General features: G+C 72.0%; 12 protein-coding genes. 7 read left to right on the top strand and 5 right to left on the bottom strand.

What is annotated here, in order from left to right; all coding sequences use genetic code 11:
- Window positions 1-15 precede the first annotated feature (15 nt).
- The gene (locus ACFYXB_RS12000) at window positions 16-195 is read right to left on the bottom strand and encodes a hypothetical protein (RefSeq protein ID WP_351345151.1); all 180 of its coding nucleotides are present in this window, start codon (window positions 193-195) and stop codon (window positions 16-18) included.
- A 225-nt stretch (window positions 196-420) separates the two neighbouring features.
- On the opposite strand from ACFYXB_RS12000, the gene ACFYXB_RS11995 reads away from it, so the two are divergent.
- The 4 genes from ACFYXB_RS11995 to ACFYXB_RS11980 all read left to right on the top strand — a co-directional run bounded on the left by ACFYXB_RS11995 (window position 421) and on the right by ACFYXB_RS11980 (window position 4,311).
- The gene (locus tag ACFYXB_RS11995; RefSeq protein WP_389580636.1) at window positions 421-1,641 is read left to right on the top strand and encodes an NYN domain-containing protein; all 1,221 of its coding nucleotides are present in this window, start codon (window positions 421-423) and stop codon (window positions 1,639-1,641) included.
- 58 nt (window positions 1,642-1,699) lie between these two features.
- Window positions 1,700-2,719 carry an ABC transporter ATP-binding protein gene (locus ACFYXB_RS11990; protein WP_351345157.1) on the top strand — a complete coding sequence of 340 codons (1,020 nt, stop codon included), beginning with the start codon at window positions 1,700-1,702 and terminating at the stop codon, window positions 2,717-2,719.
- A gap of 88 nt (window positions 2,720-2,807) precedes the next feature.
- Entirely contained in the window at window positions 2,808-3,629 is an 822-nt protein-coding gene (locus ACFYXB_RS11985; protein ID WP_351345160.1) for an ABC transporter permease, read from the top strand.
- A 34-nt stretch (window positions 3,630-3,663) separates the two neighbouring features.
- Window positions 3,664-4,311 carry an AAA family ATPase gene (locus ACFYXB_RS11980; RefSeq protein WP_389580632.1) on the top strand — a complete coding sequence of 216 codons (648 nt, stop codon included), beginning with the start codon at window positions 3,664-3,666 and terminating at the stop codon, window positions 4,309-4,311.
- Between the two features lie 215 nt (window positions 4,312-4,526).
- On the opposite strand, the gene ybaK is transcribed toward ACFYXB_RS11980, so the two are convergent.
- The 4 genes from ybaK to ACFYXB_RS11960 form a co-directional block, all read right to left on the bottom strand.
- The gene (gene ybaK / locus ACFYXB_RS11975; RefSeq protein ID WP_388496777.1) at window positions 4,527-5,027 is read right to left on the bottom strand and encodes a Cys-tRNA(Pro) deacylase; all 501 of its coding nucleotides are present in this window, start codon (window positions 5,025-5,027) and stop codon (window positions 4,527-4,529) included.
- 15 nt (window positions 5,028-5,042) lie between these two features.
- Window positions 5,043-5,783, bottom strand: coding sequence for an LON peptidase substrate-binding domain-containing protein (locus ACFYXB_RS11970; protein ID WP_389580629.1), 741 nt, complete (start codon window positions 5,781-5,783; stop codon window positions 5,043-5,045).
- Between the two features lie 11 nt (window positions 5,784-5,794).
- The gene (locus ACFYXB_RS11965; protein WP_388496773.1) at window positions 5,795-6,826 is read right to left on the bottom strand and encodes a hypothetical protein; all 1,032 of its coding nucleotides are present in this window, start codon (window positions 6,824-6,826) and stop codon (window positions 5,795-5,797) included.
- 160 nt (window positions 6,827-6,986) lie between these two features.
- A complete protein-coding gene (locus tag ACFYXB_RS11960) occupies window positions 6,987-8,564 on the bottom strand; it encodes an oxidoreductase (protein WP_389580626.1) in 1,578 nt (525 codons plus the stop codon).
- 166 nt (window positions 8,565-8,730) lie between these two features.
- On the opposite strand from ACFYXB_RS11960, the gene hisD reads away from it, so the two are divergent.
- Genes hisD through hisB form a run of 3 tightly spaced genes read left to right on the top strand, consistent with a single transcriptional unit; the run spans window position 8,731 to window position 11,785 of the window.
- Entirely contained in the window at window positions 8,731-10,056 is a 1,326-nt protein-coding gene (gene hisD / locus ACFYXB_RS11955; RefSeq protein ID WP_389580624.1) for a histidinol dehydrogenase, read from the top strand.
- Entirely contained in the window at window positions 10,053-11,195 is a 1,143-nt protein-coding gene (locus ACFYXB_RS11950; protein ID WP_389580621.1) for a histidinol-phosphate transaminase, read from the top strand. Before hisD ends, ACFYXB_RS11950 begins: the two co-directional genes overlap by 4 nt.
- Window positions 11,192-11,785 (top strand): imidazoleglycerol-phosphate dehydratase HisB, encoded by a 594-nt coding sequence (gene hisB, locus ACFYXB_RS11945; RefSeq protein WP_389580618.1) that lies wholly within the window; start codon window positions 11,192-11,194, stop codon window positions 11,783-11,785. Before ACFYXB_RS11950 ends, hisB begins: the two co-directional genes overlap by 4 nt.
- The last annotated feature ends 1 nt before the right edge of the window (window position 11,786 follow it).

The following is an 11,786-nucleotide window of genomic DNA, read 5'->3' as shown; positions in this document are numbered from 1 at the left end:
TGTGCCTGGGCTTGTTCAGTTGTGGCCGAAGCTCTTCTTCTGCTTACGGGCAACATCGGCAGGGCTGCCCTGGATGTGCGCCGCGGGAGACTCGTGGGACTCCGTCGACGTCCGCTGCGCCTGCTGCTGTGCCTGCTCGGCCTGCGAGGCGCGGTTCTGCGGGCCGCCCTGCTTGCGGTTCTTGTTCTTGGCCATGGTGATCTGCCTCCTGTGGGGGATCTAGGGGCCAGGGCCGCCATCAGATTCACATAGGCTGACAGGAGACGCATTTCGGATAATTACCGTGTGTGACAGGGTATGTCGGGGAGCGGCGGCCCGAAACGCCACGCCGAAGATCGAGTTCGGGCCGTTAACCCCCGCGTGGTCGGGCAGACTCGAAGGACAGCCTGAAGCAATCCTCCCGGGAAGAGGGTGAGTCGCGTGGACCGCTGCATCGTCCTGGTGGACGCTGGGTATCTGCTGGGAGCCGCCGCCAGCCTCCTCGCCGGCGATTCCTCCCGCTCCCGCATCACCGTGGACCACACCGCGCTCATCCAGGGGTTGCGCGAGCTCGCCGAGGCCGACACGGAGCGGCCGCTGCTGCGCATCTACTGGTTCGACGGCGCACCCGACCGCGTCCCCCAGCCCGAGCATCGCCGGCTGCGCGTGATGCCCCGGGTCACCGTCCGGCTCGGCGCCCTGACCCGCAGCGACGGACGCTGGGCCCAGAAGGGCGTGGACGCGGCGATGCACGCCGAGCTCACTGAACTCGCCCGCAACCGCGCCTGCTCAGACGTCGTCCTCGTCACCGGCGACGGCGATCTGCTGCCCGGCATGATGGCGGCCAAGGAGCACGGTGTCGCCGTCCACCTGTGGGCCGTACAGGCCGCTGACGGGGACTACAACCAGTCCGAGGACCTGGTCGCCGAGGCCGACGAACGGCGCGTCCTCGACCGCGCGTGGATCACGAAGGCCGTACGCGCGAAGGAACTCGGCGGGATCTGCGCGCCTCCGCCCGCGCCCCGGCCCGAGATCGCCGCGATCCTCTCGGCGCCGCTGCCCGACTCCGCGCTCGCCGCGGCTGCCGAGCGGCCCGCCGAGGAGGTCGAGCACACGCCCGCGGCCGCCGCGTCCGAGAACGGGACCCAGGAGCGGGTGCCCGCGCCCAAGGGCGTGCCCACCCCCAAGGACCTCGCCGCGCTGCGTGCCCCCGGCGCGCATGCGGCCCAGCCCCCGGCGAACGCGACCCTGCGCTGGTCCTCGGACAAGGGCTGGGTCGACCGGCCGGGCGTCGCCGCCGAGTCCCCCGACATCGCCTCCATGCCGACGCTGGCCCAGGTGACCACGGCCGAGCAGCGGTGGGCGGACCGGGAGGAGGACATCACGACGGTCGGCGGCGACCCGTACGAGGTGGGACAGGTCTTCGCCCGACGCTGGATGGCCCGGCTCGGCGACCAGAGCCATCTGCAGAAGCTCTCCGGCATGTACCCGCGCATCCCGCACCGCATCGACGGCGAGCTGCTCAGATACGCCGCCCGCTTCGGGCTCCTCGCCCACAAGGACGACCAGATCGACGAGCACGACCGCTACGCCATCCGGGCGGGGTTCTGGCGGGAGATCGACGTGCGGACCGCGGCGGAGCACGCCCCCGCCGGTGAGTGAGCCCCACCGGAGGACCCAAGGGCGAGCGGGGGTCCCGGACCCCGTAGGCTCGTCCTTTGTGAGTACGCGCGCGGGACAGGCACTTCGGCATCAGGGTGACGTCGTGTGCGCCGTGCGCGGGCTGACCAAGACCTACCCGGCCGTGCGCGCGCGGCGCGGGGTACTGCCGGCGCCCGAGGTGCGGGCCACCGACGAGGTCGAGCTGGATGTACGGCGCGGGGAGATCTTCGGGCTGCTCGGGCCGAACGGCGCCGGCAAGTCCACCCTCGTACGGCAGCTCACCGGGCTGCTGCGGCCGGACCACGGCAGCGTCGAGATCCTCGGCCACGACATCGTGCGGCATCCCGAGCGGGCCTCCCGGATCCTCGCCTACCTCGGCCAGGAGTCCACCGCCCTCGACGAACTGACCGTGTCCCTCGCCGCCGAGACCACCGGACGGCTGCGCGGCCTGGAGGTACGGCAGGCGCGGGCCGAGCGGGACGCCGTACTCGACGAACTTGGCCTCACACCGATAGCCGGGCGCGCGCTGAAGAAACTGTCCGGCGGACAGCGGCGGCTGGCCTGCTTCGCCGCGGCCCTCGTGGGGGAGCGACCGCTGCTCGTGCTCGACGAGCCGACCACCGGCATGGATCCGGTGGCCCGGCGCGCGGTGTGGGCGGCCGTCGACCGGCGGCGGGCGGAACACGGTACGACCGTGCTGCTGGTCACCCACAACGTCATCGAGGCCGAGACGGTCCTCGACCGCGTCGCTGTCCTCGACCAGGGCCGGGTCATCGCCTGCGACACGCCCGCCGGGCTCAAGGAGCGGGTGGCCGACGAGGTGCGGGTCGAGCTGGTGTGGCGGGAGCGGGCGCCGCTGGAGGTGCCCGAGGTCGCCGTGCTGCGGGAGCGGGCGCTCGAGTCCGGTCGCCGCTGGACGCTGCGGCTCGCGCCCGAGGAGGCCCGCGCGGTCGTCGCCACGGTGACCGGCGGGGCCGCGTTCGCCGCCCTGGACGACTTCACACTGGCCACGCCCAGTCTGGAGGACGTGTACCTGGCACTGGGCGGGGCGGCGCGGCAGGGGCTGGTGAAGGCATGAGCACCATCGGCGTGAGCGCGGGGGCCGTCGTGTCCGTATGGTCGGTACGGGACGGCTCTACTGCCGTAGGGAAGAGGAGCAGCGCCACGTGAGTGTCGTACCCGTCGAGGTTGCGCCGGGCGGTGCCCTGGCCGTGGAGGACACGGTCCGGGGCGCGGCCGTGCTCGCGCCGCGCGCGCGGCTGTGGCCGTCGCTGGTGGCCGTCTACCGGGCGCAGCTGTCCCGGGCCCGGGTGGCGCGGATCCCCCTGCTGTTCGTCGCGACCTTCCAGTCTGTCGGCATCATGATCATGATGCGCGGGGTGGTGGACACCCGCGGCGAGGCCCAGTCCGTGGTGGCCGGGTCGTCGGTCGTGGTCGTCGCCTACGTCGCCCTGAACCTGCTTGCCCAGTACTTCGGGCAGCTGCGGGCCAGCGGCGGGCTCGACCACTACGCGACACTGCCGGTGCCGCCCGCGGCGGTGGTGCTGGGGGCGGCGGGAGCGTACGCCTCCTTCACCGTGCCCGGGACGCTGGTGACGGCCGTCTTCGGGTGTGTGCTGTTCGGGCTGCCCCTCGGCAACCTGTGGATCCTCCTCGCGGTGATCCCGCTCGCCGGCGCCGCGCTCTCCGGACTCGGCGCGGCCTTCGGACTGCTCGCCCCGCGCCCGGAACTGGCCACGCTGCTCGGGCAGTTGGGCATGTCGGCGGCGCTGCTGCTCGGTGTACTGCCGCCCGACCGGATGCCCGAGCTGGTGCGCCTGGCGCGGGACCTGCTGCCGTCGACCTACGGCGTCGAGGCGTACGCGCGGACCTTCGGCGCGCATCCCGACTGGGCATTCGTCGCCGCTGACCTGGGTGTGTGCGCCGGGGTCGGGGTGCTGTCGCTGGCCGTGGCGACGTGGGCGTACCGCCGGGCTGCCGTCCGATGACGCGCCACACAGGCCGACCTGGCACGATGTCAGGGTGACCGCACCGTTGACACCGCCTCCGCCGCCGCACGACCAGTCCCCGCACCAGGCCTGGCAGGTGCCGCCGCCTGCGGTCGGGGGCGAGTACGAACAGGACGGTCCCGGGATGAAGACCGAAGTGCGGGAGGCCGCCGTGATCACGGCGGCGGTGGCGCTCGGCGGGGTGCTGCTCGGGCTGCTGTGGGTGTGGCTGGCACCGCACGTTCCGCTGGTCGGGGACCAGGTGGACAAGGGCTGGGTCGTCTACCTCAAGGACACCGAGGGGGAGCAGGCGATCGGGGTGGACGGAACGTTTGCTCTGCTGGCCCTGGCCTTCGGTGCGGTCAGCGCGGCTGTCGTCTTCCTGCTGCGGCGGCGCGGTGGTGTGCCGCTGGTGGTGGGGCTGGGCCTCGGCGGGCTGCTGGGCTCGCTGCTGGCGTGGCGGCTCGGGGTGTGGCTCGGGCCGCCGCAGGACGTGATCGCCCACGCGAAGTCGGTCGGCAAGGGCGTGACGTTCTCGGCGCCGCTGAAGCTGGGGGCGTGGGGCGCACTGCTGGCCTGGCCGCTGGGCGCGCTGCTGGTCCACCTGGGGCTCACGGCGCTGTTCGGCCCCCGGGACCCGGAGCCGTATGGGGACGGCCCTTACGGGGTGCCTCCGGCGTAGGGCGGCTGGACTGCGGTGCGGTCTCTGGGGCTGCCGCCCCCAGACCCCCGCTTCGGCCTGAACGTCCTCGTCCTCAAACGCCGGACGGGCTGAGTCGGCCTACGCAGGCCTCCTGCCGTGGTTGGCGTGCCCCTTCTTGACGCGCCACTTGCGTTTCCTCGTTTTCTTCGACATGCCCCTTGTCATTAACCGAGGAACGCACGCATGTCGAGAGGTCACGCACGGCCGATCGGGGCGAGGACCGCGTTTGTGAGCGTCGCCAGGGTCGTGGGGGAGAGTTCCACCTCCAAGCCGCGGCGGCCCGCCGAGACGCAGATCGTGGTGTGGGACGAGGCCGAGTCGTCGAGGACCGTGGGGAGTTTTTTGCGCTGGCCCAGGGGGGAGATGCCGCCTCGGACATAGCCCGTCGTGCGTTCCGCCAGCGCCGGGTCGGCCATCGCCGCTCGCTTGCCGCCCACCGCCGACGCCAGGGCCTTGAGGTCCAGGGTGCCCGCGACCGGGACCACCGCCACCGTCAGCGCGCCGTCGACGTCCGCAACCAGCGTCTTGAACACCCGGTCCGGCGAGACGCCCATCGCCTCGGCCGCCTCCTCGCCGTAGGAGGGGTGGGCGGGGTCGTGCTCGTACGCGTGGACCGTGTAGTCCACGCCCGCCGCCGTCAGGGCCACCGTCGCCGGCGTGCCTCCCGGCTGCTGCTTCTTCGACTTCTTCGCCACGTGGATGTTCCGGTCTCAGTTGAGGCTCGTCGGGCCGCGCGTCAGTTCCGACGCCGGCAAGGACGGCAGGTTACGGATGATCGCCGTCTCCGCGCGAAGGAGTTTCAGCTCGTCCCGCAGGCGCGACGCGGTGTCGGGGGCCTGCAGCAGACGCTGCTTCGTCGGGACGTCCAGCATCATCGCCGCGGCCACGAGGTAGGAGACCACCGACGGTTCGTCGGGGAGGTCCGACCCCGTCGACAGGGAGCGCTCACGAGCTCCGGCCAGCCGCTTCTGGTACTGGCGGAACGCCCGCAGCACCCCCTCGGCCAGCGCGCCCGCCTCGTCGCCCGGATCCTCAGGCAGCTCCTCCAGCTCCGCCGTCAGGAACGGACCCGACGCGTCCACCGACAGCAGCCGCACCCGGGTCGTACCGGTCGCCAGCACCTCGAAGGTGCCGCCTGCCCGCTCCCGGATCGTCGCGGCGTCGGCGATACAGCCCACCCCGTGGAACGCCCGTACGGGGTCGGCGCCGAAGCCCGCCGCCGGGCCGCGCTCGGGCTGGGCCGTGGGGTCCGGCATGCCCGGTGCGGTCGGCGCCACCTCGTGGCCGTCGCGGATGGCCACGACGGCGAACCGGCGCGGTTCGTCCTCGGGGGACTTCAGCAGTTCGCGCATCATGGCGCGATAGCGCTCCTCGAAGATGTTCAGAGGGAGCACCAACCCCGGGAAGAGCACCGAGTTCAGCGGGAAGAGGGGGAGACGGGCGGTGGTCACGGCGTCACAGCCTAATGGTCACCGGCGGGAACATGTCCGCCGTCCTCGTTCCGTGGACGTCTCGGGGACGGGATCAGTCCGGGATCCGGCGCCGCCGCGAGCTCCTCGCGCAGTCGCAGGAAGTGGCCCAGTGGATCGTCGGACTCCCGGTCCCAGGGGAAGGACGTGACGTACGGGCCGATCAGGCGCAGCTGTTCGAGCGCGTCGCTTCGGCGGCCCAGGGACACCAGGACGTACGCCAGCAGGTTGCGCACCTCGGCCGGCCACGGGTCCGCGAACGGGAAACGCGCGGACAGCGCGATCGCCCGGTCGGCCGCCGCGTCCAGCCGCCACGCGGCCACGTCGGTGCCCCGGGCCAGACCGGCGAAGGCCGCGCGGACCGGGAGCGCCTGGACCAGCGCGCCGGGCGGTGCGTCCTGGGCGGCCGACTCGGCGAAGTCGAAGCACTCGTTGTGGGAGCCGCGCGAGGTCGCGGACAGATGGCGCAGGGCAGCCACATGGCAGCCGTAGTGGTGGGGGGAGCGGCGCACCGCCTCCGCCCACAGGCGTTCGAACTCCGGGTGGCCCGCGCCGGTGCCGCGCGCGTGGTCCAGCGCGATGCGCCAGGGGACCGGGTCGCGAGGGTCGGCATCGGCCGCGGCGGTGATCAGCGGGCGCGTCCCGGCGAGCAGTTCGGCGCGGGCCGGGGACGCCCAGCCGCGGTCCAGGGCGAGCTGGGCGAGCAGCAGGAGGACGCCGGGGTCGTCGGGCGCGGCCTCGCGCCACTCCTCGACCCAGTCGGGGCGGGAGCGGGCGAAGACGGCGAGCCGCAGCAGATACCGGTCGCGGTCCTCCCACTCGGCGGCGTCGCGGGTGGTGGCCAGCAGCTTGGCGGCGGGCTCGTACTCCCCGCGGCCGGCCGCGACCAGCGCCGGTGAGAGGCGCTCGTCGGGCGCGTCGAGCAGTACCTCGTCGTCGGCCGGCCATCCGGCGGGGCGCGAGGGGAGTCGTGTCCTCCGTAGGGAACGGAGCAGCGCGCGCAACAGAGCCATGGTGTCGACCATTGAAAGACCGCAGGTCGGGGACGCGCCAGAGGGTCGGGGCAACTTGTGGAAGGTTGTACGGTCGATGGTCAAAGGGGGGTAAAAGGTGACTGTTCCTCAACTGTCGGCACCTGTCAGGCGCCTGTCAGGCATACCCGAGACTCAAGCCCCTCCCACCGCTCTACCCCCGCCGCAGCAGCCGCGTGGCCCCCGCCGCCACCGTCGTCGCCAGGATCCAGCCCAGCAGGATCAGCGCCGCGGCCAGCCACTGCCAGCCGCCGCGCAGCTGCCACTGGTCCACCTGGCCCAGATCGATGACCGGCAGCAGCAGGTCGAGCGCGAACAGGGCTGGGCTCCACGTCTGATGCCCGCCAGGGTTCACCGGCGGATGGTCCGCGTGCGCGAAGGCGAGGGCGCTCGCCGCCCACAGCACCGCCATCCACACCGCGGCCCTACCTGGCCGGTAGCCGTAGGCGACCGTCCAGTCCTGCGCGTACCCCCACAGCTTCGCGGCCAGCGGCAGCGTCTCGCGGCGCCGGCGCTGCTTGGCGAGCAGCACCTCGCGCGCGTCCTCGTCCTCCCCGGCACCGCGCAGCACGGTGGCCAGCCGCTCGTACGGCTCCGGGTTGTACTCGGGGGTGGCCGCCGCCACCCACTCCAGGCGCCGGTTCAGCGGGAACGGCCCCTGCGGCACCAGGCTCTCGTACGCGAAACCACCCATGTGCAGATTGCCCGGCTCCGGCCAACTCCCCGCCCGGTCCACGAGGTTGGCGACCCGCGCGCCCGACAGCACCACTTTGCCGCGCTGCGGCCGCTCCCCGAGGAATCGCAGCTCGGGTGTCTGCACCCGGCGCAGCGACAGCTCCTGGTCGTCGGTGAAGATGAACCGCGCCCGCTCCAGGTCGACCGAGTCCCCGAACCGTCCGTCGTCCAGTCGCACCCCGCCCTCGCACTCGAAGCGCTGGATGCGCGTCCCGCGCGCGGGCGTCGTGCCGCTCAGCAGTGGGCTGCCCACCCCGGCCGGGCTCAGGTAAAGGGTGCGCTCGACGGTCAGCTGGGGCGCGTTCAGGGCGAGCCGGGTGTACGGGTTGACCAGCCGCGCGCCGCGCAGGCTCAGCGAGACACCGACCTTGGCGCTGCGCAGACTCAGCTCGCCGTGCGACTCCAGCATCTCGGCCTGCAGGTCCTGGCCGACGGTCATGCCGTCCCCGGCTATCGAGCGGCCGGTGCGGTCCCGGTACACGATCGCCTGGTTGAGCATCAGGTCCGTGCCGATGTGCGCGTCGGTCAGCCGGATCCCGTTGTGGAAGCGGCAGCGCGGCAGATGCAGATCGCCCTCGGTGTGCACCCGGGCGGCCTCCAGGCGCGGCACCGAGCAGTTCACCAGCCGTGCGGTTGTGAACCGGGCCTCCGGCAGCAGGACGTCGCGTTCGAAGCGGCAGTCCTTCATCTCGACATACGGCGTGATCGTGCCGCCCGCCAGGTCCAGGGTGCCGCTGATCTGCACGCCGACCAGCTTCAGCGAGGCCACCCGGCCCGAGAGCGGGTGCGGTCCGTCGAGCAGCAGCCAGCACACTATCCGGGCCCGCACCGTCCGCTCGGGCACCCAGGGGTGCCCGCCGTGCGGATCGTCGACGACGGCGTCCCCGCTGCTCAGGTCGTACACACTGCCGTTGCGGAAGGCCTGCCACATCCCGGCCTCGGCCGCGGTCAGGTCGTCCGGCAGGTCCCCGGTACGGATGCCGGCCCCCTCGGTCACTGCTCTTCCTTCTTCCTCAGTTCCCACGTTCGTACGAACGGCATGCCCGCTGCGTGACGCCCGGAACACTGGACGTGAGGGGGATCTTCCGGTTTCCGGCCACGTTCTGTATCAGCCATTGATACGTGCGAACGACGCCCGACCCCGGTCTGAGAGAATTGAGCCTGTGATCTCCCGAATCGATCTGCGCGGCGACGCCCTCCCCGAGGGCCCCGCCCTGCGCGACTTGCTGCCCCGAGCCGACTTCGACGTTCAGGCCGCCCTCGAGAAGGTGCGTCCGATCTGCGAGGCCGTGCATCATCGTGGCGACGCGGCGCTGATCGACTTCGCGGAGAAGTTCGACGGGGTACGGCTGGAATCCGTACGCGTCCCGGCCCAGGCGCTCACCGACGCCCTGGAGGCACTCGACCCCGCCGTCCGCGCGGCCCTGGAGGAGTCCATCCACCGCGCCCGCCTGGTCCACCGCGAGCAGCGCCGTACGACGCACACCACCCAGGTGGTGCCCGGCGGGTCGGTCACCGAGAAGTGGGTGCCGGTCGAGCGGGTCGGCCTGTACGCACCCGGCGGACGCTCGGTCTACCCGTCCTCCGTGATCATGAACGCGGTGCCCGCGCAGGAGGCCGGCGTCGAGTCGATCGCGCTCGCCTCCCCGCCCCAGGCCGACTTCGGCGGCCTGCCCCACCCGACGATCCTCGCCGCCTGCGCCCTGCTCGGCGTCGACGAGGTGTACGCGGCGGGCGGCGCCACCGCGGTCGCGATGTTCGCGTACGGCACCGAGTCCTGCGCCCCCGCGAACATGGTCACCGGCCCTGGCAACATCTGGGTCGCCGCCGCCAAGCGGTATTTCACCGGCCGGATCGGCATCGACACGGAGGCCGGTCCCACCGAGATCGCGATCCTCGCGGACGAGAGTGCCGACCCGGTGCACGTCGCCTCCGACCTGATCAGCCAGGCCGAGCACGACCCGCTCGCGGCGGCCGTGCTGGTCACCGACTCAGTCGAACTGGCCGACGCGGTGGCGAAGGAGCTGGAGCCGCAGGTCGCGGCCACCAAGCACGTCGACGACCGGATCGTCCCGGCGCTCAAGGGCAAGCAGTCCGCGGTCGTGCTGGTTGACGGCGTCGAGGAGGGCCTCCGTGTGGTCGACGCGTACGGCGCCGAGCACCTGGAGATCCAGACGGCGGACGCGGCGGCCGTGGCCGACCGCGTCAGGAACGCGGGCGCGATCTTCATCGGCCCGTGGGCCCCGGTCTCCCTCGGCGACTACGCGGCCGGATCCAACCACGTCCTGCCCACCGGCGGTTGCGCCTGCCACTCCTCCGGCCTGTCTGTCCAGTCCTTCCTGCGCGGCATCCACATCGTCGACTACACGAAGGACGCGCTGGCCGAAGTCGCCCATCACGTGGTGACCCTTGCGGAGGCGGAGGACCTGCCCGCGCACGGCGCGGCGGTCAAGGCGAGGTTCGGCTGGAAGGTGCCCGAGAGCAAGTGAGCGACATCAGGATCGACGATCTCCCCGTACGGGACGAGCTGCGCGGCAAGTCCCCCTACGGCGCGCCCCAGTTGGACGTCCCCGTGCGGCTGAACACGAACGAGAACCCCTACCCGCTGCCCGAACCCCTCGTCGAGCGGATCGCGGAGCGGGTGCGCGAGGCCGCCCGGAACCTGAACCGCTACCCCGACCGGGACGCGATCCAGCTGCGGACCGAGCTGGCCAAGTACCTGACGAGGACCGGCCATCACCCCCTCGGCCTGGAGAACGTCTGGGCCGCCAACGGCTCCAACGAGGTCATCCAGCAGCTGCTGCAGACCTTCGGCGGTCCCGGCCGCAGCGCCATCGGCTTCGAGCCGTCGTACTCGATGCACTCCCTCATCGCACGCGGCACGGGCACCCACTGGATCTCCGGGACGCGCAGCGAGGACTTCACCATCGACGTCGAGGCAGCGGTGCGGGCCGTCGCCGAGCACCGCCCGGACGTCGTCTTCATCACCACCCCCAACAACCCCACGGGCAACGCGGTTCCGCCCGCCACGGTCCTCGCGCTGTACGAGGCCGCACAGGCGGCCAAGCCGTCGATGGTGATCGTGGACGAGGCCTACATCGAGTTCAGCCACGGCGACTCGCTGCTGCCCCTCCTCGACGGCCGGCCGAATCTCGTCGTGTCGCGGACCATGTCGAAGGCGTTCGGCGCGGCGGGCCTGCGCCTCGGCTACCTCGCCGCACACCCGGCGGTCGTGGACGCCGTACAGCTCGTACGGCTGCCGTACCACCTCTCGGCGGTCACCCAGGCGACCGCGCTGGCCGCCCTGGAGCACACCGACACGCTGCTGAAGTACGTCGAGCAGCTGAAGGCGGAGCGCGACCGGCTCGTCGCCGAGCTGCGGTCCATCGGCTACGACGTGACCGAATCCGACGCGAACTTCGTGCAGTTCGGCCGGTTCGAGGACGCGCACACCGCCTGGCAGAGGATCCTCGACCGGGGCGTCCTGGTCCGGGACCTCGGCGTACCGGGGTGGCTGCGGGTGTCCGCCGGAACCCCCGACGAGAACGACGCGTTCCTGGACGCCGTACGTGACCTGCTGTGTTTTGTGGGGGACACCCCCACACCCCCGAAGGAGTTGGACGCATGAGCCGCGTCGGGCGCGTGGAGCGCGCCACCAAGGAGACCTCGGTCCTGGTCGAGATCGATCTCGACGGCACCGGGAGGACCGACATCGCGACCGGCGTCGGCTTCTACGACCACATGCTCGACCAGCTCGGCCGGCACGGTCTGTTCGACCTGACCGTGAAGACCGACGGCGACCTGCACATCGACTCCCACCACACCATCGAGGACACCGCCCTCGCGCTCGGAGCCGCCTTCAAGCAGGCGCTCGGCGACAAGGTGGGGATTTATCGATTCGGCAACTGTACGGTCCCGCTCGACGAGTCCCTCGCCCAGGTCACGGTGGACCTGTCCGGCCGGCCGTACCTGGTGCACACCGAGCCCGAGAACATGGCGCCGATGATCGGCGAGTACGACACGACGATGACCCGGCACATCCTGGAGTCCTTCGTCGCCCAGGCGCAGATCGCGCTGCACGTGCACGTGCCCTACGGGCGCAACGCGCACCACATCGTGGAGTGCCAGTTCAAGGCGCTCGCGCGGGCGCTCAGGTACGCAAGCGAGCGGGACCCGCGCGCGACGGGCATCCTTCCCTCCACGAAGGGTGCGCTGTAAA

This window comes from Streptomyces sp. NPDC002619, assembly GCF_042889305.1.
Taxonomy (GTDB): domain Bacteria; phylum Actinomycetota; class Actinomycetes; order Streptomycetales; family Streptomycetaceae; genus Streptomyces.
The sequence above is the reverse complement of the archived record's forward strand: the minus strand, read 5'-3'. Positions and strand labels throughout refer to the sequence as shown.